Source organism: Streptomyces sp. NPDC000404 (assembly GCF_040300365.1).
Lineage (GTDB): Bacteria > Actinomycetota > Actinomycetes > Streptomycetales > Streptomycetaceae > Streptomyces > Streptomyces ramulosus.
This window is the reverse complement of sequence record NZ_JBEPDN010000013.1, coordinates 60,369-82,312: the sequence shown is the minus strand read 5'-3', so window position 1 is coordinate 82,312 and position 21,944 is coordinate 60,369. Positions and strand designations below refer to the sequence as shown.

Genomic DNA, 21,944 nt, shown 5'->3' with positions numbered 1-21,944 from the left:
GCGAACCGTCCGCCGAGGGGTCCCATGTCGTCGCTGCGCACCGCCCTGTTCCAGAGTTCGGGCAGGCCCGGCGACCCGGCGCACAACCTGGCGCTCCTGGAGACGGCCGCCCGTGACGCGGCCGCCGCGGGCGCCGGACTGCTGGTCACCTCCGAGCTGTTCCTGACCGGCTACGCCATCGGCGACGACCTCCACCGCCTCGCCGAGACCGCCCACGGGCCCGCCGCCCGCCGGGTCTCCGAGATCGCCGCGGCACACCGCATCGCCATCGCCCACGGCTTCCCCGAGCGCGCCCCCGAGAGCCCCGAGGTGTACAACTCCGTGCAGCTCACCGGCCCCGACGGCACCCGGCTCGCCACCTACCGCAAGACCCACCTCTTCGGCGACTTCGAGCACCGGCACTTCACGCCGGGCAGCGAACCCGTCGTCCAGGCGGAGCTGGACGGTGTCCGGATCGGCCTGCTGATCTGCTACGACGTGGAGTTCCCGGAGAACGTCCGGGCGCATGCGCTGGCCGGCACCGATCTGCTGCTGGTGCCCACCGCGCAGATGCACCCCTTCCAGTTCGTCGCCGAATCCGTCATCCCGGTGCGCGCCTTCGAGAGCCAGCTCTACGTCGCGTACGTCAACCGCACCGGCCCCGAGGGCGCGTTCGAGTTCGTCGGGCTGAGCTGCCTGGCCGGGCCCGACGGCATCGTCCGCGCCCGCGCCGGACGCGGCGAGCAGCTGGTCACCGCCGAGGTGGACACGGTCTTCCTGCGGGCGTCGAGGGAGGGCAACCCCTACCTCGCCGACCGGCGCCCGCAGCTCTACGGCGCCCTCGGCTGACACCAGCCCCACCCGCACCGGGCGCCCGCGCCCGCCCCTTCCCCACCCCTCGTTCCGCCCTGCAAGGAGCCGTACCCGATGACGTCCACGGTGCCCACCGCCGCCCACCACGCGGACGCCCAGCCGCCGATCACCATGTTCGGCCCGGACTTCCCGTACGCGTACGACGACTTCCTCGCGCACCCGGCCGGCCTCGGCCAGGTCCCGGCGACCGAGCACGGCAAGGAGGTCGCCGTCATCGGCGGCGGTCTCTCCGGCATCGTCACCGCCTACGAACTGATGAAGATGGGCCTCAAGCCCGTCGTCTACGAGGCGGACGAGATCGGCGGGCGGCTGCGGACCGTCGGCTTCGAGGGCTGCGACCCCTCGCTGACCGCCGAGATGGGCGCGATGCGGTTCCCGCCGTCGTCCACCGCGCTCCAGCACTACATCGACCTGGTGGGCCTGGAAACCCGGCCGTTCCCCAACCCGCTGGCGCCGGACACCCCCTCGACCGTCGTCGACCTCAAGGGCGAGTCGCACTACGCCCGCACCGTCGAGGACCTGCCCGAGGTCTACCACCAGGTCATGGACGCCTGGAACGCCTGCCTGGAGGAGGGCGCGGACTTCTCCGACATGAACCGCGCGCTGCGCGAGCGGGACGTGCCGCGCATCCGGGAGATCTGGTCCCGCCTCGTCGCCAAGCTCGACAACCAGACCTTCTACGGCTTCCTCTGCGACTCCGAGGCGTTCACGTCCTTCCGCCACCGGGAGATCTTCGGCCAGGTCGGCTTCGGCACCGGCGGCTGGGACACCGACTTCCCCAACTCCATCCTGGAGATCCTCCGCGTCGTCTACACCGAGGCGGACGACCACCACCGCGGCATCGTCGGCGGCAGCCAGCAGCTCCCGCTGCGCCTGTGGGAGCGCGAGCCCGGCAAGATCCTCCACTGGGCGCCGGGCACCTCGCTCGCCTCGCTGCACGGCGGCGCGCCCCGCCCGGCCGTGACCCGGCTGCACCGCACCGCCGGCAACCGCATCACCGTCACCGACGCCACCGGCGACATCCGCACGTACGAGGCGGCGGTCTTCACCGCGCAGTCCTGGATGCTGCTGTCGAAGATCACGTGCGATGACGCGCTGCTGCCCATCGACCACTGGACGGCGGTGGAGCGCACCCACTACATGGAGTCGTCCAAGCTGTTCGTCCCGGTGGACCGGCCGTTCTGGCTGGACAAGGACGAGGACACCGGCCGGGACGTCATGTCGATGACGCTCACCGACCGGATGACCCGCGGCACCTACCTCCTCGACGACGGACCGGACCGGCCCGCCGTCATCTGCCTCTCGTACACCTGGTGCGACGACAGCCTGAAGTGGCTGCCGCTGGACGCGGGCGAGCGGATGGAGGTCATGCTGAAGTCGCTGGCCGAGATCTATCCGAAGGTCGACATCCGCAAGCACATCATCGGCAACCCGGTCACCGTCTCCTGGGAGAACGAGCCCTACTTCATGGGCGCGTTCAAGGCCAACCTGCCCGGCCACTACCGCTACCAGCGGCGCCTGTTCACCCACTTCATGCAGGACCGCCTGCCCGAGGACAAGCGCGGGCTCTTCCTCGCCGGCGACGACATCTCCTGGACCGCGGGCTGGGCCGAGGGCGCCGTGCAGACCGCGCTGAACGCGGTGTGGGGCGTCATGCACCACTTCGGCGGCGCCACCGACGCCACCAACCCCGGCCCCGGCGACCTCTACGACACGATCGCGCCGGTGGAACTCCCGGAGGACTGACCGCCCGGTCCGCGGCGCCGACGGCGCCGCGGAACGTCCAGGACCCCTCCCGATCACACCCCGGGAACCCCCTGATCCGCCCCGCCCGGACCGTCTGCCCAGCGGTCCGGGCGGTGGCGCGTCCGCCCGGCGTCGCAGGCCGCGGTGGGTCAGCGGGCGGCGGCGGACGACAGCGGTGTCAGCAGGCAGCGGCCCACCAGACCGGTGCCCGCATCGAGCCGCTCGGCGCACTCCCGCGCGAACTCCGGGGCCCGCCGCGCGGCCCACAGCGTCCGCGCCGCGGCCCAGGCGCCCTCCCGCGCCCGCTCCAGACTCCACGCCCCGGCCAGATGCGCCAGCGGATCGGTGACGTCCAGCGCCTCGGGGCCGGGCGCGAGGCTTTCGCGGAGGTGTTCCTCCAGCCCGGTGAGGGCCGCGCCCAGCCGGTCGAAGTCGCCCTCCAGCCGGGCCGGTTCGCAGCCCAGCGCCCGGCAGGCGTCGACCACCGCCAGCACCAGATCGTGCCCGACCTGCGCGTTCATCCCGGCCAGCGCGAACTGCAGCGGACGGATGCCCGGATGGCGGCGCAGCTGGAACAGCGGCCGCCAGCAGGCCGGGACCGGCAGCCCGACGGCCGCCGCGTCCACCGCCGCCGCATACCGGCGGGCCAGCCGCAGCTCCAGCTCGCCGGCGCCGGCCGCGCCCGGGAACAGCCCGCGGCCCGCCGCGCCCGCCGTCTCCGCCTGCCGCGCCGCCGTCAGACAGGCGCGGGTGAAGACGGCCACGCCGTCGCCGTCCGGCAGTGTCTCGGCCGACGCCCGCAGCCGCGCCCGGACGGCCGTCGGACCGTGGGACGCGCGCGCGGACGAGGCGGCCGGGGCGCGGTGCTGAGGGGTCGTCATCGGCTCAGCGTGGCACCGTCCGGGGGAACTATGGGCAATCCTGTGTGGCTTTGACCGGAACGGGGTAATTACCGGCGCGCCCTCTTGTGGCCGCAGTCGCTGCGGCAGGGAGGGCAACGGCCCTTGAGAACCGCACACTTCCGGCGCGCGCGGCCGCACCCCGTGCCAACGCGGCGCCGGACACCGGAGGTTGGCATGTTCCGACGGCGCACCGCCGCCCTGACCGCCCCGCTTCTGGCCCTGGCCGCGACGATGGTCGCGGCGGCCCCCGCACAGGCCGTACCGGCCGACAAACCGCAGGTCCTCACCCGCTGGACGCAGACCGCGCCGGCGAGCTACACGCAGTGGGCCGACGCCCGCGCGCACCGGACGAAGTGGTCCGCGTACGGCTTCGACTGGTCCACCGACTACTGCACCTCCTCGCCCGACAACCCCCTGGGCTTCCCGTTCCGGATGTCCTGCGCCCACCACGACTTCGGCTACCGCAACTACAAGGCCGCCGGCACCTTCGCGGCGAACAAGCCACGGCTCGACTCCATGTTCCACGCCGACCTCCGCCGGGCGTGCACGCGCTACACCGGCACCAAGAAGAAGTCCTGCGATGCGCTCGCGTGGACGTACTACCAGGCCGTGAAGCGGTTCGGGCACTGAGCGCCACGGGCGGTCCGGGAGCGCCCGGGCCGCCCGCCGTACCACCCGGTGGGCGCCCGGACACTTTCCGCGTTCAGTTTGTCCAGAAGCGATCGTTCGACTATGAATCACCTCGGCTCTGTGACGTGCAGGGCGTCGCAGAGTGGAGAGTGATCATGGCTGGTTTCGGGTGGAAGCTGCACGGAGACGGGCGTCACCTGGAGCCGGGGGAGGTGGTCAAACCCGGGGAGCGGCTGACCTGGGGGCGGACGATCGGGCTCGGCGCCCAGCACGTCGTGTCGATGATCGGCGCGTGCTTCGTCGCACCGGTGCTCATGGGCCTGGACCCGGGGCTCGCGCTCATGGCGTCCGGCGTGGCCACCATGCTCTTCATGCTCATGACGCGTGGCCGGATTCCGAGCTACCTGGGCTCCTCCCTCTCCTTCGTCGGCGTCTCCGCGGTCATCGCGGGCCAGGGCGGTGACGCGGGCACCCTCACCGGCGCGATGCTGGTGGTCGGCGCGTGCCTGGCCGGATGCGGTATCGCCATCCACATCCTGGGCGCCCGGGTCATCCACGCGGTGCTGCCGCCGCCGGTGACCGGCGCGGTCGTCATGCTCATCGGCTTCAACCTCGCGCCCGTCACCGCGCAGACCTACTGGCCGCAGGACCAGTGGACGGCGCTCGCCACGATGCTCTTCACCGGCCTCGCGCTGGTGGTGCTCCGCGGTTTCTGGTCGCGGATCGCGATCTTCCTCGGACTGCTCTTCGGCTACGTCCTCTCCTGGGTCCTGGACCGCACCGCCGGCCAGATCCACTCCGCCGACGGCTCCGGCAAGATCACCGACCACTTCCGCATCGACTTCTCCGGCGTCGCCCAGGCCGACTGGATCGGCCTGCCGACCTTCCACGCCCCGAACTTCTCCGCCTCCGCGATCCTCGTCGCGCTGCCCGTCCTGGTGGCGCTGGTCGCCGAGAACGCCGGGCACGTCAAGGCGGTCGGGGAGATGACCGGCGACCCGCTGGACGACAAGATGGGCATGGCGATCGTCGCCGACGGCACCGCCACCGTCCTGTCCACCGCGGTCGGCGGCCCGGCCACCACCACGTACGCGGAGAACATCGGCGTGATGGCCGCGACCCGCGTCTACTCGACCGCCGCGTACACGGCGGCGGCGGTGTTCGCCCTGCTCTTCGGCCTGTGCCCGAAGTTCGGCGCGGTGGTCGCGGCGATCCCCGGCGGCGTCCTCGGCGGTATCACCGTCATCCTCTACGGCATGATCGGCCTGCTCGGCGCGCAGATCTGGATCCGCAACAAGGTGGACTTCACGGTGCCGCTGAACCTCATCCCGGCAGCCGCGGGCATCGTCATCGCCATCGGCGGCGTCACCCTGAAGATCAGCGACAACTTCGAGCTGGGCGGCATCGCCCTTGGCACGCTCATCGTCCTCACCGGCTACCACAGCCTGCGCTGGCTCTCCCGCGCGGCGGGCCGGCGCGGTGCACCGCTCCTCGACGCGGGGACCACGGGGTACGACGACGGGGCCGCGGGGAAGGGCGACTGACGGAGCGGACCTCCGTGGACGGCGGGCGGGGCGGGCCCGGGCGGAAGCCCGGCGCCCGCCCCGCCCGTTTCCGTACCCCGGGGCCGCGGCCGGCCCCTCGCGGACCGCACGCCCGGCGCCCCGGCGACCCCCGCCCCGGCACCCGTCCAGACGTTTACGCCGCCCTAACCCGCACCGCACCCGCCCCTGGCCTGCCGCTCCGTAGCCTGGGCAGCGTCAAGGGATTCCGGACCGGATCCGGGGCCCGGGCCCGGTGGACGGGCCGGCGGGCCGCGGACCCGTGCCCGCCGCCGCCTCGACCGAGGAGAGGGAACCTCATGCCGGTGTCCACCGCGCACACCGCCTCCACCGCGACGGGCACACCGCACCGCACCCCGGACCGGACCGGGGGGCCCACCCCGCCGCACTCCGGCGGCCCGGAGCCCCCCGACGTCGGCGGACCGGCCGACTACTTCGCCCTCTCCTGCGACCGCGACCCCTCCCGCATCGCCGTCGAGTGCGGCGCCGACACCCTGACCTACCGCGAGCTGGACCGGCGCGCCAACCGCCTCGCCCACCTGCTGCGCAGCCGCGGCGCCGGACCCGGCCGCCGCGTCGGCATCCTGCTGGAGCGCTCCCCGGCCACCTACGTGACCCTGCTCGCCGTCCTCAAGAGCGGCGCCTCCTACGTCCCGCTCGACGTGTCGTTCCCCGCCGACCGGCTGGCCTTCATCGCCGCCGACTGCGGACTGCACGACCTGGTCACCACCGCCTCGCTCGACGACCGCACCCGCGAACTGCCCTGCCCGGTACTGGCGCTGGACCGCGCCGCGGGCGACCTCGCCCGCGCCCCGGACACCCGCCCCGAGACCCCCGCCGACCCCGGCGCCGAGTGCTACGTCATCTACACCTCCGGCACCACCGGCCGCCCCAAGGGCGTCGCCGTCTCCCGGGCCAACATCGTCGCCTTCCTGCGCGCGGCCGCCCCGCTCTACGGCGTCACCGACCGCGACCGCGTCCACCAGGGACTCTCCCTCGCCTTCGACTTCGCGCTGGAGGAGATCTGGCCCGCCTGGATGGCCGGCGCCACCCTCGTCGCCGGGCCGGAGGAGGCCCGCCGCGCCGGACCGGAACTCACCGCCTTCCTCACCGAACGCGCGATCACCGTGCTCTGCTGCGTCCCCACGCTGCTCACCACCCTCGACCCGGACCTCCCGGCGCTGCGCACCCTGCTCGTCAGCGGGGAGGCCTGCCCGCCCGGACTCGTCCGCAGCTGGTCGCGGCCCGGCCGCCGCATCCTCAACGCGTACGGCCCCACCGAGACGACCGTGACGGCCACCTGCGCCGAACTCACCCCGGACCGGCCGGTCACCATCGGCACCCCGCTGCCCGGCTACCGCGTCTACCTCCTCGACGAGGAGCTGCGGCCCGTCGCCCGCGGCGAGAGCGGGGAGATCTGCATCGGCGGGCCGGGCGTCGCCCTCGGCTACGTCCGCCGCGCCGACCTCACCGAGGACCGCTTCCGGCCCAACCCGGTGGCCCGCGACCGCGCCGCGGCACCGCGCATCTACCGCACCGGCGACCGCGGCCGCTACGCCCCCTCCGGGGAGATCGAGTACCTGGGCCGGATCGACAACCAGGTCAAGATCCGCGGCTACCGCATCGAACTCGGCGAGATCGAGGAGGTGCTGCGCGAGGACGCCGCCGTCGAGAACGCCGTCGTCGTGCCGCGCGCCCGCGACGGCACCGCCCAGGACCTGACGGGCTATGTGACCCGTAAACCGCCGGCCGCCGACGGGGACGACGACGCGCTGCGCGAGCGGCTGCACGCGCAGCTGCGCCGCAAGCTGCCCGCGTACATGATCCCGACCTTCGTCGAGGTGCTGGCCGCCTTCCCGCTGCTCGCCGCCGACAAGGTCGACCGCGCCGCCCTCCCGCCGCCGGTCTCCGCGCCGCTGGGCCGCCGCGCCCGGCCGCGGACCGCACCCCGCACGCCGCTGGAGCGCCGGTTGGCCGCACTGTGGCAGGACGTGCTGGGCGGCGGCCCGGTCTCCACCGACGACGACTTCTTCTGCGACCTGGGCGGCCACTCGATGACCGCCGCCCGGCTGATCTCCCGGCTGCGGCGCGACCCGGACCTGCGCGGCCTGGCCATGGGCGACCTCTACGCCCACCCCACCGTGCGCGACCTCGCCGCCCACGCCGCCGCCCACGCCGCCGCACCCGAGGCGGCCCCGGAGGCCGGCACCCCGCCGCCCGCCCCGCTGCGCCACTCCACCCCGCGGGTGCTGCTCTGCGGCGCCGCGCAGGCGGCCGGGCTCTACGTCTGGCTGCTGCTGCCCGCGCTCGCCGCGCTCGTCGCGCTGTACCGGCTCGGCGACATCTGGCACCTGCCGGTCCGCGCCCCCTTGCCGGGCAGCGCGCTGTCCACCGTCGCCGGGCTGCCGCTGCACACGCTGATCCCGATGGAGGCGGGCTGGCTGGTCCTGAGCCTGCTGGTGGTGCCGATGGTCCTCAGCCGGCTGCTGATGGCGGGCGTCCGGCCGGGCCGGTATCCGCTGTGGGGCGTGGTCTATCTGCGGTTCTGGCTGGCCCACAAGCTGCTCGTGGTCTCGCCGCTGGTGCTGATGACCGGCTCGCCGCTGCTGCCGCCGCTGCTGCGGCTGCTCGGCGCCCGCATCGGCCGCCACTGCCATCTGCCGACGGTCCCCGCACCGCCGTCCCTGGTGACGATCGGCGCCGGCACCACCCTCGGCTACGGCGCCCGCGTCGAGGTGCACACCGTCGAGGGCGGTTGGCTGCGGCTCGCCCCCGTCCGGATCGGCGCGCGCTGCGGCGTCGGCACCAACAGCGTGGTGCTGCCCGGCGCGGTACTCGGCGACGGCGCCACGGTGGGGGAGCAGTCCCTCGTCCCCGAGGACACCGAGATCCCGGCCGGGGAGCACTGGGCGGGCTCGCCGGCCACCCGGCAGGACGCGCCGCCGCCCCTCCTGGCGGACCTCGGCGCTCGCCCGGACGACCGCCGCTGGCCGCTCCCGGTGGTGGCCGGGTTCGCGCTCGGCGCGGTGTTCCTGCTGCTCCTGCCGCTGCTGATCATCGAGTCCGGGGCCTGGCTCGCGATCGCCACGGCCCACAGCGACGGCGTCGCCTGGGGCTGCCTCGCCGCCGTGGGCGCCGCCCCGCTGATGGTCCTCACCAGCTGCGCCGCCGTCCTCGCCGTCAAACGCGCGGTGATGCCCGTCGCCCGCCCCGGCGTCCACCCGGAGCGCACCGCCTTCGGGCTCCGCAAATGGCTGGGCGACGGCATGATGACGATGAGCCTGACCTTCACCCAGGCGCTCTACTCCACCCTCTACGTCATCCCGTTCCTGCGCGGTCTCGGCGCCCGCACCGGGCACCGGGCGGAGGTCGCCACCGTCACCTTCGTCGACCCCGACATGCTCCGGGTCGGCCCGGAGAGCTTCCTCGCCGACGTCAGCGTGGTGGGCCCGGCCGTCTTCCACCACGGCTACCTCGCGCTGGCGCCCGCGCAGGTGGGCCGCCGCAGCTTCGTCGGCAACGGCGCCCTGCTGCCCGGCTCCGGCCGGATGGGCGCGGGCAGCCTGCTCGGCGTCCACTCGGTGGCCCCCGCCGAACCGATCGCCCCCGAGACGACCTGGCTCGGCTCGCCCGCCCTCTTCCTGCCCCGCCGCGAGGCCAGCCCCGGCTTCCCCGAGCGGCTGACGTACGCCCCGACCCGGGGCCGGGTGCTCGCCCGCCTCGCCGTCGAGTACTTCCGGGTGACGCTGCCCCCGGCCCTCGGCCTGCTCTCCGTCCTCGGCGCCTACTACCTCTCCCTCGCCCTCGCCGCGGCCCTTGCGCCGGCGGCGCTCTTCCTCCTGATGCCCGTCGTGCTGATGGCCGGCGGGCTGGTCTGCGCCCTCGCCGCGGTCGCGGTGAAGTGGCTGGTCGTCGGCGGCTACCGGCCCCGCGTCGAACCGCTGTGGAGCATGTGGGTGCGCCGCACCGAACTCGTCACCGGCCTCTACGAGAACCTCGTGGTGCCGACCGTCATGAACTTCCTGCTCGGCACCCCCTGGGCGCCGCTGCTGCTGCGCCTCTTCGGCGCCCGGATGGGCCGCCGGGTGTGGCTGTCCACCACCTTCCTGACCGAATTCGACCTGGTGAACGTGGCGGACGACGCCGCCGTCGGCCAGTTCACCTCCCTGCAGACCCACCTCTTCGAGGACCGGGTGATGAAAATGTCACGCGTCACCGTCGAGCGCGGCGCGTCCGTGGGCATCCGCTCCGTCGTCCTCTACGACGCCCGCGTCGCCGAAGGCGCGTCCCTGGACGCCCTGTCCCTCGTGATGAAGGGCGAGGCGCTGCCCGCGGCGACCCGGTGGCGGGGCATCCCGGCCACCCTCCGCCCCGGCGCCCGGCCCGCCGATCCGCCCCGCACCCCCCGTGGAGCACGTCCATGACCACGCTCACCACGCCCCCCTTGATCACCTTCTCGCCGTCCGGCGCGGTGACCGGCCCGCACGTGGCCGGGGACCTGCCCGGCCCGCGCTCCGCCGAACTCCTCGCCCGCCAGGCGCGCTGGGAGTCCGCGGCCCGCGTCTACCCGCGCCATCTGCCGATCGCGCTCGCCGACGGCGACGGCCCCTACGTCCGCGACGTCGACGGCAACGTCTTCATCGACTTCCTCGACGGCGCCGGCGTGCTCCCGCTCGGCCACAACCACCCCGAACTCCTGCGCGCCGCCGCCCGCCAACTCGGCGTCCTCACCCACGGCCTGGACTTCCCCACCCCGGTCAAGGACGCCTTCACCCAGGCCCAGCTGTCCATGCTGGCGCCCGGGATGCGCCACCGCACGAAGCTGCACTTCTGCGGCCCGACCGGCGCCAACGCCGTCGAGGCGGCCGTCAAGCTCTGCAAGATCGCCACCGGCCGCTCCGACGTTGTCGCCTTCCAGGGCGCCTTCCACGGCACCACTTACGCCACGACGGCGCTCAGCGGCCCGGTGGCCCGCAAGGACGCGGAGCGCGGCGGCATGCCCGGCGTCCACTTCTTCCCGTACTGCGGAAGCGGCCGCTGCCCCGAGGGCCCCGGCCCCGACGGCTGCTCCCGGCGCTGCGCCGACCAGCTGGAGCGCGCCCTGAACGACAGCACCAGCGGTGTCCCGCGGCCCGCGGCGGTCCTGATGGAAATGGTCCAGGGCGAGGGCGGCAGCGTCCCGGCCCGCCCCGCGTTCGTCCGCCGGGTACGGGAGCTGACCCGCGCCCTGGACATCCCGCTGATCGTCGACGAGGTGCAGACCGGCTGCGGCCGCACCGGCACCTGGTTCGCGTTCGAGCAGTACGGCATCGAACCCGACGTCGTCGTGGCGTCCAAGGCCCTCAGCGGCATCGGCCTGCCGGTCGCCCTGATCCTCTACGACGCGGCGCTGGACGTCTGGGAGCCGGGCGCGCACATCGGCACCTTCCGCGGCGACCAGCCGGCGTTCGCCGCGGGCGTGGAGACGGTCCGGATCATGCGCCGCGACGACGTGCTCGGCAACGTCCGCGCCCGCGGCCGGCAGTGCGCCCAGCTGCTCGCGCCGCTCGCCGACCACCCCTGGGTCCGCGATGTCCGCGGCAGCGGCCTGATCCGCGGCGTCGAACTGGCCGACCCGGCCGACGGCCGCCCCGCGACCGAGGCCGCGGCCGCCGTCCAGTCGCTCGCGCTGCGGCACGGCCTGATCGTCGAACTCGGCGGCCGCGACGACGCCGTCGTCCGCCTGCTGCCCCCGCTCAACGTCACCGCCGAGGTCATGGACACGGCGTGTGCGATCCTCCGCGACGCCGTCACCGTCGCCTGCCGCCCCCGCGAGGGCGCGGCGTTCTGAACCGCCCTGGAAGGAGCCACCATGGCGCTCATCGTTCAGAAGTACGGCGGGACCTCGGTGGGGAGCCCGGAGCGGATCCGCCGCGTCGCCGCCCGCGTCGTCGCGGCGCACGCGGCGGGCCACGACGTCGTCGTGGTGGTCTCCGCGATGGGCGCCACCACCGAGGAGCTGCTCCAGCTGGCCGGCGAGGTGAGCCCCGATCCCGTTCCCCGCGAACTCGACCTGGTCCTGACGGCCGGCGAACAGATCGCGAACGCGCTGACCGCGATGGCCGTCACCGCGCTCGGCGTCCCGGCCCGCTCCTTCACCGGGCCGCAGGCCGGCGTCCTGACGACCACCGTCCACGGCGACGCCCGCATCGTCGCGGTCGAGCCGCGCCGGATCCGGCTGGCGCTCGACCGCGGGGAGATCCCGTTCGTCGCCGGCTTCCAGGGCCGCTGCCGCGAGACCGGCGAGGTCACCACGCTCGGCCGCGGCGGCTCCGACACCACGGCCATCGCCCTCGCCGCGGCCCTGAAGGCCGACGTCTGCGAGATCTGCACCGACGTCGACGGCGTCTACACCGCCGATCCGCGCACCGACCCGTCGGCCCGGCTGCTGCGCCATGTCACCTACGCCGCGATGCGCCGGCTGGCCGCCGACGGCGCCGAGGTGCTGGCGCTGCGCAGCGTCGACCACGCGGCCCGGTACGGCGTGACCGTGCACGTCAGGTCGTCCTTCCACGACCGCTCCGGCACGGTGATGTCCGCCTCGCCGGTCCCCGCCGCACCGAGCCCGGCCGGCCGGACAGTCGCGCGGACCGTGGTGGGCCGGTCGTACGCCGGACCGGCCGGGGGCGGTGCGGAGCCGCTGCCGGGCGCCGCGGCGGGCAACGGCGGCGGGCCGGCCCCGGCCGCCCGGCCCCTGGCACCCGCGCACACCAGCGGCGGCCGGAAGGCGCCCGGATGAGCCGGACCCCGGCGGTCCGTACCGTCGGCCGCGATCCGTTCCCGGGCGGCGCACCGCGCCCGGGCGCCCCCGAGGTGTGGCTGCTGCCGGACCCGGCCGGCTATCTGCGCGCCCGCGGCCCCGAAGCGGCCGCCGCGGTCCTCGCCGCCGGCGAACGCCGCCGCGCCGCCGCCCTCCGCCCGGCCCCGGCCAAGGCCCGCTACACCGCCGCCCACCTGCTCCTGCGCGAACTGCTCGGCGCCTACCTGGGACGCGCCCCCGCCGCGGTGACCTTCGTACGGGAGCGGTGTCCGCACTGCGGCGCCCCGCACGGCAGGCCCCTGGTGGCCGGCGCCCCGCTGCACTTCTCGCTCTCCCGGGGCGGCGGCCCCGTCCTCCTCGCCTTCGCGGACGCACCGGTGGGCGTCGACGCGGAGGAGGTGCCGTCCGCGGCCGGTGCCGAGGAGGTCGCCCGGCTGCTGCACCCCGGCGAACGCGCGGAACTGGCGGCCCTGCCCGCGGCGGAGCGCCCCACCGCGTGCGCCCGCTGCTGGACCCGTAAGGAGGCCTACCTCAAGGGCGTCGGCACCGGCTTCGTCTCCGGGCCCGCCGAGGTGAACCTGGGCGCGGGCCCGCGGCCGGCGCGCAGCGGACCGTGGCGGGTCGTGGACCTGCCGCTGCCGGCGCCGGACGGTGCCCCGGCGGCCGTCGCGGCCTGTGCGTACCGGGAGCGGACGGTCAGCCGGCGGCGTCCAGGTCGCGGTGGATGACGCGGGACGCCGCCTCGATGGTGTCGATGCCGTAGTCCATGGTGCGGTTCCCGCGGGAGAGGACGGCGAGGCCGTAGTCGTGGCCGCCACCGGTGAACGCGGCGACGCTGTGCACCCGCCAGCCCTCGGTGGTCCGCGGCAGCCAGCCGTTCTTGACCTGGGAGGTGGCGTCCGCCGGATGCCCGGCGGGCGCGCCCCACTGCTGGTCGGGGGCGACGTGCCGCATCAGCTTGAGGGCGTACGAACGGGCGCCGGGGCCCAGGACGTCGTTGCCGTGCGTCAGCAGGCGCATCAAGGTGAGCTGGTCGTCGGCGGTGATCTGGGTCAGGCCCCAGGTCGGCCCGTCGCCCGGCTCGGTGCGGGTCATCCCGGCCAGGGTGAGGAACCGCTGGATCCCGTCGGGCCCGACCTGCCGCCACAGCTTGTTGGTCGCGGCGTTGTCCGACCGGGTGATCATCGCGGTGGCCAGCTTGCCCTCGTGCGCCGTGAGCGGCCGGTGCGCCTCCTGGGCCTGCCGCAGCAGCGCGCCGAGCACGGTCACCTTCACCACGCTCGCCGAGTCGAAGGCGTCATCGGCCCGGAACCGGCAGCTGGTCTGCGTGGACGCGTCGTAGAGGGCCAGCGCCTGGGTGTCCTCGCGCCCCTGGAACGCGTCGGCGATGTCCCGGGACAGCGTGGGCGCGAGGCCCGGCGTGGCGGAGGTGCACACGACCCGCTCGCCGGCCACGGCGGCCGAGCCGTGCCGGCCGCCGCCGGACGGGTGGACCCCGGTGACGGCGAGGGCCGGGGCGGCGGCGCCGACCGCGGTGAGCAGTACGCCGGCCGCCACGGCGACGGCCCGGGAGCGACGGGAGGAACGGGTGAGGCGCATGGACGAGTCCTGTTCGCAAAGAAGCCGGGCACACCACGCACCACGCGGGGCCAGGAACCGGCGACCGCACCGGCCGCATCGGACCGGCGGACGGGGTTGCCCGGGAGCGGCGCCTGCCCGGAACACCGGGAGGCGGCGGATACCGGCGGTCCGCATGGAGGACGGAGGACGTACTTCGTACGGAGACCTGTGGAGAGCCAGGAGGATCATCCGCGGAGGTCTGCCGAGGGGGGAAGCGGCGTCCGTACCCGGCCGGTCATGCCCGACGATAGGGGCAAAAGGGGCGATCGTCGCAGTTCGGAGGGGTGATATGTGACACCTGTCCGGCGATACGGGTGTGATGTCCGCCAAACGGGGAGCCGGGGCGGGCGGCCGGCGGGAGACGCGGCCGACGGGGCTGCCGGGACGCAGGGGAGGGGCCCGGCGCACGCCCCAGGCGTGCCTGCGCTCCGGGGCCCGGCGCGAGGGCGACGGCGAGGGCGCGCTCCGCTACGAGGCGCCCCGGGCTCACCCCGAGGAACCCGTCCCGTTCACGCCCCGCCGTCCGTGCCGCCGCGGGCGATGAGCCAGGTGAAGCGGGCGTGCGGCGTCCGCCGGGTGACCATCAGGCGGCCGCCCTCGGCCTCGACCAGCGAGCGGGCGAGGGCGAGGCCGATGCCGTGGCCGGTCGCCGAGTCGTTCTCCTGGCGCCGGGCGAACACGTCCAGCCCCTCGGGCAGCCCGGGGCCCTCGTCCGCCACGTCCACCGCGACGACCCCGGAGGCGTCCCGCGCGGTGACCGTCACCGCGCCCGTGCCGTGCGCCACCGCGTTGGCCAGCAGCACATCGAGGACCTGCCGCCCGGCGCGCGCCGAACCGACCGCCTCGGGCAGGTCCTCCTCGGCCGTCACCCGCAGCGGGCGGTCCGCGGCCGTCAGCTCCTCCCGCCAGCGCCGCTCCGCGTCGGCCAGCAGCGTGCCCACGTCGAGCGGCGCCCGCTCGGGCACGTCCCGCGCCAGGTCCAGCAGCGCGCCGAGCGTCGCCTCCATGTCGCTGAGCGAGGCCAGCGCGGCGTCCGACGCCGCCCGCGCGACCGCCCGCGGCGCATCGTCCGGTACCGACTCCAGCTCCAGCCGCACCCGGGTCAGCGCGGTCCGCAGCTGGTGGGAGGCGTCGGCGCTGAACGACCGCTCCCGGCGCAGCAGCTCCGCCACCCGCTGCGCGGCGCGGTTGAGCGCCCGCGCGACGTCGTCGGCCTCGGGCAGCCCGGTCACGGCGGCGCGCGCGGTCAGATCCCCCTCCTCCAGCCGCGCGGCCGTCGTCGCCAGCTCCTCCAGCGGCCGGGCCAGGCTGCGGCTGGAGCGGAACGACAGCGCGACGGCGACGCCGACCGCCACCGCCGCGAGCGCCAGCATCCCGGCCCAGGTCACGGCCGCCCGGCGCAGCGGCCCGTCGGCCGGGGAACTGACCCGCACCACGGCCCGCACCTGCTCCGAGGTGCCCACGGGGACCGCGGCGACCAGCCTGCTCCCGACCCGGTGTGAGGAGACCGAGCCCTCCAGCGCCTCCTGCACCGGCAGATCACCGGTGGGCGGCCCGGCGCCGCGCAGCGGACCGGACGCCCGGACGAGACGGCCGTCCGAGTCGTAGACCCCGACGTGCGTACCGGGCCGCAGCGGCGGCAGCTCCAGCGGATCCCAGGGGCCCCGCACATCGGCCGGGACGTTCACCGCCACCCGCGCGGCCACCTGCTGGAGGTGCTGCACCTCGTCCTGCTGGTAGAGGCGCAGGATCGCCACCCCCAGCGGCACCGAGAACAGCAGGACCGCGCAGACCACCGCGATGACGCTCGCCTGGAGGATGCGCCGGCGCACGGTCAGCCCGTCGGCGGTTCGAGGCGGTAGCCGTAGTGGCGCAGCGTGGTGATTCTGATCATCCCGCCGAGCTTGCGCCGGAGCGCGGCGACATGGACGTCGAGCGTCTTGGTGGGCCCGAACCAGTTCTCGTCCCACACGTCGCTCATCAGCTCCTCCCGGCTCACCGCCTGCCCGCTGGACGTGACGAGGCGGACCAGCAGATCGAACTCCTTGGGCCGCAGCTCCGTCTCGCCCTCCGGGGTCAGACACCGCCGCGCCGCGCGGTCGATCTCCAGCTTCCCGTGGCGCAGCGGCCGGGCCGCCCCGGCCGAACCGTCGGGTGCGGCGCGCCGCAGATGCGCGCCGAGCCGCGCCTGCAACTCGGCGAGGCGGAACGGTTTGGTGAGGTAGTCGTCCGCGCCCGACTCCAGCGCCTGGATGACGTCCATCTCGCCGGTACGGGCGCTCAGCACCACGAGGACCGCGTCCGGCAGGCGTTCGCGCAGCTCCCGGCAGAGTTCGAACCCGTCGACGTCGGGCAGCCCCAGGTCCAGCAGCACCAGATCGGCCGGCCCGAGCGCCGCCCGGGCCCGCGCCGAGGCCCCGTCGGGGCACCAGGTGCTGTCGTGCCCCAGACCCCGCAGGGTCCTGGCAAGCCGGTCCCCGATGGTCTCGTCGTCCTCCACAAGCACGATGCGTGCCACAAATTCATGGTACGTACGCGCCTTGGGGACGCATCCGCGGACGGGGCGCCGGAGTGGCCGGGTTTCCTTCAGAAGGCGCTCTCGAACCCCGAGCCACCCCCGGACGTGCTCACTCCCCCTGGGACCACGCTGCGACAGGCAGCGAAAGATAGACGCCGACATCCTCCAGCCCCGTCGCTGCGGCGACCCCCTCGTACAACCGGTCCACCCGCTCCTGGCGGTTGGCGGCCCGGCTCTCGAACCACTTCGACCGCACCTCGATCACGAGGTCCAGACCACTGCGGTCGTACGGTCCGAGCGGCCGGAACCGCAGCTCGATGTCGCCGGGCTGCAGATCCCCGTCGTAGGGCTCCTCGGGGCACTCCACCGCCTGCGACACCAAGTGCGGCAGGGCCGAAGCGAGTTGGTGCAGTGTCGCCTCGGCGACCCGGGGTGCGTAGGTGATCTCGACGAGAGGCATGGGGCCACCCTAGTGACGGTCCGCGGGAGCCGCGGCGCGCCTCAGAAGATCTTCTGGTCGGGCCCGATGCGGAATGCCTCCAGCTCCGGGCAGGCCACGATCTCCGCGATGCACTCCTCGCTGCCGCCGAGGTAACTGCTCCACAGATCGACGTCCGCGCCGAGGCACCACGCACGGTCCTGGGGCCACCAGTGGTCGAACTGTACGCGCAGCGGCGGTTCGTCGTCGCGGAGCGCGGCGAGCGGCCCCTGGAACAGGAGCTTGTCACGCCCGGGCAGAATGGCCCGGGGCGCACCCTGCGGTATCAGATCCCGCATGACCCCGTACCCGTCCCACAGCGCGAACCAGCACTGCCGCGGGGTCCGCGTGTGCCGGGCCAGGATGTCGGTCAGCGGCGCGCAGATCTCCGACGGCGGCCCGGCGTTGGACGGGCCGTACTCCCACAAGCCGGGCTGGGAGATCAGGGTCTCGCCGCCGACCCGCACGATCTCCTCGAAGCGGATCTCCGGGTGCAGCCGGTACCCGTTCGCCTCGGCGATGCGGCCCCAGGTGACCGGCCGCAGCTCGTCGTCGTCGCCGGAGCCGTCGGGGTCGTGCCACGTGGGGTGCAGGATGCGCGCATACGCCTCGTAATCCTGGGTGCACATCGAGGCGACCGTGGCCCACCGGGTCCCGGTCAACCGTTCCCCCAGCCAGTCGGCCGGGCGCGTGTCGGCACATGGCCGCAGCTCCCCGGGGCCGTCGTGGGCGGTGGGGACGTCGGGTGGGTGCATCGTTGACCTCTTCTGCCGGTGGGCGGGTGGTTCCGCCGGGTTCCGCCGGGTGCGGGACCGCCGTGGACCGCCGCCCCCTCCGGACTTCCGGCACGGGCCACGGGGCCGTATGTGGAGGGACGCGTTCCCCCTGACTCCGGTTCTCCTCTAGGTGTCGTGTTCGTACGGCCTCCCGGTGGCTTGGCTGCGTACGGGGCAAGGCCGGTGTTCGGCGCGTTCGGCGTGAGGCCCGGTGTGGAGACGGCGGGCGGCATTCGCGGGCGCCTCGCTCGCGGGGAGCGCCCCCGAGAGAGGTCGGATCTCGCCACAGCCCCTGGGGGCAGATCCGTACGGGAACGCCCGTCCGGGCCGATGGCCGGCCCGAGGCTTTGGGCCGGCAAGGCGCCCCGGCCCGGTGTTCCCGGGCACCGCGGCGCGTGAGGTGCCTGCCCCCGAGCCGTCGAGGTCCCCGCGGGACCGGGCACCGTAAGCAGCCACTTACGATGGTTTCCTGCCATTTTGCACAGCACCATCCAGGAGCATCACCCGTGAGCGTCGAACCCCTCCAGTCCGCCCGCCCTGTCCCGTTCGGGCAACTGGTCCCCGTCACCGTCCACTTCGACGACCTCGACGCCCTGGGCATGCTGCACAACTCCCGCTATCCGGTCCTGGCCGAACGCGCCTGGGCCGACCACTGGCACCGCCACGGCTTCACCTTCGAGGGCGACTGGGCGGCCGCGAGTGACATGTGCAATGTGATCAAGGAGATGAAGGTCTCCTACGAGCGCCCGATCACCCGCCCCGGTGGCTACGCCGCCCACCTCTGGATCGAGCGCCTCGGCCGGACCGGCATGACCTACGGCTTCCGGATCTGCTCCGCCGACGGCACCGAGACCTACGCCCAGGGCCACCGGGTGATCGTCCGCGTCGACCCGCAGGCCCTCCGCCCCACCCCGTGGTCGGACCACGCCCGCACCCTCGCCGCGGAACTGCTCCGCCCCGCGTCGGACGAGGCCCGGCCGGAGGACGAGGCGGCCTGACCCGGCCGGCGCGCCGGCGCCGAGGGGCGCCCCGAAGCGGGCTTCCCCTCGGGGCCGGCGGCCTCCTGCGGCCCCGGCGCCCTCGGCCCGGACGCGGACGGATCGGCGGCCCCGGGGCCCGTCACGGCTGGGGCGGGGACTTCGGTGTGGCCGAGGTCTCCGCTGTGGCCGGGGGCTCCGTTGCCGCGTGGGGCTCCGCCGTCGCGGGAAGGGGCGGGAGGCGCAGCACCCGGGCGCCCGCGATCAGGCCCGCGGCCAGGAGCGTCACCAGAGCGAACGAAATCGTCAGGGAGGTTGCCTGAGCGATGCCGCCGATGGTGGACGGCGCGATCAGGCCCGACGCGTACGTGATCGTCGCGACGCCGGCGATGGCCTGGCTGGGGGCGGGTCCGCTGCGGCCCGCGGCCGCGAACGCCAGCGGTACCACCACCGCGATCCCCAGCCCGACCAGCGCGAACCCCGCCATCGCCACCACCGGGTGGGGGGCGGCCACCACGAGCAGACCGCCCGCCGTGGCGAGGACGCCACCGCACCGCACGGTCCGCACCGGGCCGAAGCGGGCCACCACCCGGTCGCCCGCCAGCCGCGCCGCGGCCATCGTGCAGGCGAACGCCGTGGTGGAGGCGGCCGCCGGGCCCGCGCCCGTCCCCAGGACGTCCCGCAGATAGACCGCGGACCAGTCCAGACTGGCGCCCTCGGCGAACACCGCACAGAATCCGACCGCTCCGATGACCAGCGCCGACTTCGGCGGCAGCGCGAAGCGCGGCGGCGCGGGCGCATCCGCGGCACCCCGCAGGTCCAGCACCCCGCCGCACGCCGGCGCCCCCACGGCGGTCAGGACGAGGGCCGTGCCGCCCAGGTGCAGCCGGGCGTCCGTACCGGCGTGCGCGGCCACCGTGCCCGCCGCCGAGCCGAGCAGCGCGCCGACGCTCCACATGCCGTGCAGCCCCGACATGATCGGCCGCCCCAGCCGGTCCTCGGTCTCCACGCCCAGCGCGTTCATCGCCACGTCCGACATGCCCGCGCTCGCGCCGTACAGCAGCAGCGCCGGGCAGAGCGCGTACAGACCGGGGGCCAGGGGCGGGAGGATCAGCGACAGGGTCCACAGGGCGAGCAGGCCGCGCAGCGCCGTGCGGGCGCCGAAGCGGTGGCTGATCCGCCCGGCGAGCGGCATCGCCAGCGAGGCGCCGATCGCGGGGAAGGCCAGCGCGAGGCCGAGCTGCCCCGCGCCGATGCCGGTGTGCTCCTGGATCCAGGGCACCCGGGTGGCGAAGCTGCCGGTCACCGAGCCGTGGACGAGGAAGACCAGCGAGATGGCCCACCGGGCGCGGCGCAGTGCCGCGGCCGGGGGAGGGACGTCGTGACGGGCACCGTTGCCGACCATGGCGCGCAAACTATCAGGAACCCTGCCTGTTAATAAGAGCGCCGCGAGCACCGCCTGTTGGGCACCTGCGCGGCCACCGGCGAACCTCGTCCGCAGACCGTTTCCGAACGCCGGCCACCTCGTCCGCAGACCCCCGCAGCCCTCTTCCGCACACCGGCGACATCACCCGCGGGCCGCCTCCGGAACCCCCGCTCCGGACATTCCGCACGCCTGCCCGCACGGCGGACGGGAGGCGCGATCGGCAAGCAACGGGGAGTTGTCCACAGGCCGTTCGGCGAGTTGCCGGCTTCTGGAAGGATCCCCGCCATGTACGCACCGCGCAGCGAGGCCGTCGGCCGTACCGCCTCTCCCGCCACCGCACGGCGGATCAACGACCGGCTGGCCCTGCAACTCCTCCAGGACGAGGGGCCGTTGACGGCGAGCCGGCTCAGGGAGCTGACCGGGCTGTCCCGCCCGACGGTCGCCGACCTCGTCGCACGGCTCCGCACGGCCGGTCTGATCGCCGTCGTCGGGGAGAGCGGCGTCCGGCGGCGCGGCCCCAACGCCCGGCTGTACGGCATCGTCGCCGATCGCGCCCATCTCGTCGCCCTCGATCTGCGCGAACACGGCGTCGGCATCGCCGTGGCCGACCTGCTCGGAGAGATCCGCGCCGAACGCACCGTGCCCCTCCCGGCGAACGCCCGGCCCGGGCAGGCCGTCCGGGCCACCCGCCGCGCGGTGGACGAGGCGCTGGCCGCCGCGGGCGCCACCGCGCCGCACACCGTCGCCATCGGCGCCCCCGGCCTGATCGACCCGGAGAGCGGCCGGATCGGCGGGACGGACTGGATCCCCGGCTGGCACCGCGCGGTGGTGGGTGCGTTCGAGGAGTCCGGGGCGCCGGTCCTGCTGGAGAACGAGGTCAACCTCGCCGCGGTGGCCGAGGCCCGCGACGGCGCGGCCCGCGGGCGGGACACCTTCGTACTGCTGTGGCTGGGGCAGGGCACCGGCGCCGCCGTGGTCCTCGACGGCCGGCTCCGCCGCGGCGCCTCCGGAGGCACCGGCGAGATCGGCTTCCTGCCCGTCCCCGGCACCGGCGCACTGCCCTCGGCGCACGGCTGCAACGGCGGCTTCCACTCGCTCGCCGGGTCGGGCGCGGTGGTCCAGCTGGCCGCGGACCACGGGATCGACCTGCCGGACGCGGACGCGGGCCCGGATCCGGACGCGGACGAGGACGAGGGCCCGGGCCTGGACCCGGGCTCGGGTCTGGACTTGGACCCGGGCCCGGCCGGTGCGCCGGAAGCCGGAGCGTCGGCCCCCGGCTCCGAGGGGCCCGACTCCTACGTCACCGCCGCCGAGGCCCTGATGCGGGTCGCCGTCGAACGGCCCGGCGGCGCCGCGTTCCTCGACGACCTCGCCGCCCGGGTCGCCCTCGGGGTGGCCGCGGTGAGCGCCGTCCTGGACCCCGGCTGTGTGGTGCTGGGCGGCGAGGTCGGCCGCGCCGGGGGACCGGAATTCGCCCGCCGGGTCGCCGAGCAGCTCACCCGGATCTCCCCGCTCGCCACCGAGATACGGGCCGGGACGGTGGGCGGCCGCGGCGTGCTGCGCGGCGCCGTCCTCACCGCGCGGGACGCGGCCCAGAACGCCCTGTTCCCGGGCCCGGCCGACCCACCCCACTGACCGCTCGGACCATCAGCGCAGAT

Annotated in this window: 17 protein-coding genes; 10 read left to right on the top strand and 7 right to left on the bottom strand. The window is 75.0% G+C overall.

The window, feature by feature from the left end:
• The first annotated feature begins 24 nt into the window (after positions 1 to 24).
• A complete protein-coding gene (locus ABT345_RS24590) occupies positions 25 to 828 on the top strand; it encodes a carbon-nitrogen hydrolase family protein (RefSeq protein ID WP_345091711.1) in 804 nt (267 codons plus the stop codon).
• Between the two features lie 78 nt (positions 829 to 906).
• The gene (locus ABT345_RS24585; RefSeq protein ID WP_345091708.1) at positions 907 to 2,598 is read left to right on the top strand and encodes a flavin monoamine oxidase family protein; all 1,692 of its coding nucleotides are present in this window, start codon (positions 907 to 909) and stop codon (positions 2,596 to 2,598) included.
• Between the two features lie 149 nt (positions 2,599 to 2,747).
• On the opposite strand, the gene ABT345_RS24580 is transcribed toward ABT345_RS24585, so the two are convergent.
• Positions 2,748 to 3,479, bottom strand: coding sequence for a DUF5995 family protein (locus ABT345_RS24580; protein WP_345091705.1), 732 nt, complete (start codon positions 3,477 to 3,479; stop codon positions 2,748 to 2,750).
• Positions 3,480 to 3,674: 195 nt separating this feature from the next.
• On the opposite strand from ABT345_RS24580, the gene ABT345_RS24575 reads away from it, so the two are divergent.
• From ABT345_RS24575 to ABT345_RS24550, 6 genes are all read left to right on the top strand, one after another.
• The gene (locus ABT345_RS24575) at positions 3,675 to 4,130 is read left to right on the top strand and encodes a phospholipase (RefSeq protein ID WP_345091702.1); all 456 of its coding nucleotides are present in this window, start codon (positions 3,675 to 3,677) and stop codon (positions 4,128 to 4,130) included.
• A gap of 155 nt (positions 4,131 to 4,285) precedes the next feature.
• Positions 4,286 to 5,674, top strand: coding sequence for a uracil-xanthine permease family protein (locus tag ABT345_RS24570; RefSeq protein ID WP_345091699.1), 1,389 nt, complete (start codon positions 4,286 to 4,288; stop codon positions 5,672 to 5,674).
• Positions 5,675 to 5,991: 317 nt separating this feature from the next.
• Positions 5,992 to 10,116 (top strand): Pls/PosA family non-ribosomal peptide synthetase, encoded by a 4,125-nt coding sequence (locus ABT345_RS24565; protein WP_345091697.1) that lies wholly within the window; start codon positions 5,992 to 5,994, stop codon positions 10,114 to 10,116.
• Positions 10,113 to 11,522 (top strand): aspartate aminotransferase family protein, encoded by a 1,410-nt coding sequence (locus ABT345_RS24560; RefSeq protein WP_345091696.1) that lies wholly within the window; start codon positions 10,113 to 10,115, stop codon positions 11,520 to 11,522. Before ABT345_RS24565 ends, ABT345_RS24560 begins: the two co-directional genes overlap by 4 nt.
• A 21-nt stretch (positions 11,523 to 11,543) precedes the next feature.
• A complete protein-coding gene (locus ABT345_RS24555; protein WP_345091693.1) occupies positions 11,544 to 12,470 on the top strand; it encodes an aspartate kinase in 927 nt (308 codons plus the stop codon).
• Positions 12,467 to 13,219: a 4'-phosphopantetheinyl transferase family protein gene (locus ABT345_RS24550; protein ID WP_345091690.1), complete on the top strand. Its 753-nt coding sequence runs from the start codon at positions 12,467 to 12,469 to the stop codon at positions 13,217 to 13,219. Before ABT345_RS24555 ends, ABT345_RS24550 begins: the two co-directional genes overlap by 4 nt.
• On the opposite strand, the gene ABT345_RS24545 is transcribed toward ABT345_RS24550, so the two are convergent.
• The 5 genes from ABT345_RS24545 to ABT345_RS24525 form a co-directional block, all read right to left on the bottom strand.
• Complete coding sequence (locus tag ABT345_RS24545) at positions 13,188 to 14,090, bottom strand: serine hydrolase (protein WP_345091687.1); 903 nt, start codon at positions 14,088 to 14,090, stop codon at positions 13,188 to 13,190. The genes ABT345_RS24550 and ABT345_RS24545 overlap by 32 nt on opposite strands.
• A 530-nt stretch (positions 14,091 to 14,620) precedes the next feature.
• On the bottom strand, positions 14,621 to 15,943 hold the full coding sequence (locus ABT345_RS24540) for a HAMP domain-containing sensor histidine kinase (RefSeq protein ID WP_345091683.1): 1,323 nt from the start codon (positions 15,941 to 15,943) through the stop codon (positions 14,621 to 14,623).
• Positions 15,944 to 15,945: 2 nt separating this feature from the next.
• Positions 15,946 to 16,629: a response regulator transcription factor gene (locus ABT345_RS24535; RefSeq protein ID WP_345091680.1), complete on the bottom strand. Its 684-nt coding sequence runs from the start codon at positions 16,627 to 16,629 to the stop codon at positions 15,946 to 15,948.
• Between the two features lie 109 nt (positions 16,630 to 16,738).
• Positions 16,739 to 17,089: a hypothetical protein gene (locus ABT345_RS24530; protein ID WP_345091677.1), complete on the bottom strand. Its 351-nt coding sequence runs from the start codon at positions 17,087 to 17,089 to the stop codon at positions 16,739 to 16,741.
• A gap of 41 nt (positions 17,090 to 17,130) precedes the next feature.
• Positions 17,131 to 17,862, bottom strand: coding sequence for a hypothetical protein (locus ABT345_RS24525; protein ID WP_345091674.1), 732 nt, complete (start codon positions 17,860 to 17,862; stop codon positions 17,131 to 17,133).
• Between the two features lie 527 nt (positions 17,863 to 18,389).
• Here ABT345_RS24525 and ABT345_RS24520 point away from each other — a divergent pair.
• Complete coding sequence (locus ABT345_RS24520; protein WP_345091672.1) at positions 18,390 to 18,881, top strand: acyl-CoA thioesterase; 492 nt, start codon at positions 18,390 to 18,392, stop codon at positions 18,879 to 18,881.
• A 121-nt stretch (positions 18,882 to 19,002) separates the two neighbouring features.
• On the opposite strand, the gene ABT345_RS24515 is transcribed toward ABT345_RS24520, so the two are convergent.
• Positions 19,003 to 20,265 (bottom strand): MFS transporter, encoded by a 1,263-nt coding sequence (locus ABT345_RS24515; protein ID WP_345091669.1) that lies wholly within the window; start codon positions 20,263 to 20,265, stop codon positions 19,003 to 19,005.
• A gap of 306 nt (positions 20,266 to 20,571) precedes the next feature.
• On the opposite strand from ABT345_RS24515, the gene ABT345_RS24510 reads away from it, so the two are divergent.
• Positions 20,572 to 21,921 (top strand): ROK family transcriptional regulator, encoded by a 1,350-nt coding sequence (locus tag ABT345_RS24510; RefSeq protein ID WP_345091666.1) that lies wholly within the window; start codon positions 20,572 to 20,574, stop codon positions 21,919 to 21,921.
• Positions 21,922 to 21,944 lie beyond the last annotated feature (23 nt).

What these genes read in the sequence shown, in the direction of transcription:
- ABT345_RS24510 (WP_345091666.1), top strand. Translation starts at nt 20,572, where the DNA reads ATGTACGCACCGCGCAGCGAGGCCGTCGGCCGTACCGCCTCTCCCGCC.
- ABT345_RS24560 (WP_345091696.1), top strand. Translation starts at nt 10,113, where the DNA reads ATGACCACGCTCACCACGCCCCCCTTGATCACCTTCTCGCCGTCCGGC.
- ABT345_RS24590 (WP_345091711.1), top strand. Translation starts at nt 25, where the DNA reads ATGTCGTCGCTGCGCACCGCCCTGTTCCAGAGTTCGGGCAGGCCCGGC.
- ABT345_RS24555 (WP_345091693.1), top strand. Translation starts at nt 11,544, where the DNA reads ATGGCGCTCATCGTTCAGAAGTACGGCGGGACCTCGGTGGGGAGCCCG.
- ABT345_RS24585 (WP_345091708.1), top strand. Translation starts at nt 907, where the DNA reads ATGACGTCCACGGTGCCCACCGCCGCCCACCACGCGGACGCCCAGCCG.
- ABT345_RS24570 (WP_345091699.1), top strand. Translation starts at nt 4,286, where the DNA reads ATGGCTGGTTTCGGGTGGAAGCTGCACGGAGACGGGCGTCACCTGGAG.
- ABT345_RS24515 (WP_345091669.1), bottom strand. Translation starts at nt 20,265, where the DNA reads ATGGTCGGCAACGGTGCCCGTCACGACGTCCCTCCCCCGGCCGCGGCA.
- ABT345_RS24525 (WP_345091674.1), bottom strand. Translation starts at nt 17,862, where the DNA reads ATGCACCCACCCGACGTCCCCACCGCCCACGACGGCCCCGGGGAGCTG.
- ABT345_RS24565 (WP_345091697.1), top strand. Translation starts at nt 5,992, where the DNA reads ATGCCGGTGTCCACCGCGCACACCGCCTCCACCGCGACGGGCACACCG.
- ABT345_RS24530 (WP_345091677.1), bottom strand. Translation starts at nt 17,089, where the DNA reads ATGCCTCTCGTCGAGATCACCTACGCACCCCGGGTCGCCGAGGCGACA.
- ABT345_RS24580 (WP_345091705.1), bottom strand. Translation starts at nt 3,479, where the DNA reads ATGACGACCCCTCAGCACCGCGCCCCGGCCGCCTCGTCCGCGCGCGCG.
- ABT345_RS24550 (WP_345091690.1), top strand. Translation starts at nt 12,467, where the DNA reads ATGAGCCGGACCCCGGCGGTCCGTACCGTCGGCCGCGATCCGTTCCCG.
- ABT345_RS24545 (WP_345091687.1), bottom strand. Translation starts at nt 14,090, where the DNA reads ATGCGCCTCACCCGTTCCTCCCGTCGCTCCCGGGCCGTCGCCGTGGCG.
- ABT345_RS24575 (WP_345091702.1), top strand. Translation starts at nt 3,675, where the DNA reads ATGTTCCGACGGCGCACCGCCGCCCTGACCGCCCCGCTTCTGGCCCTG.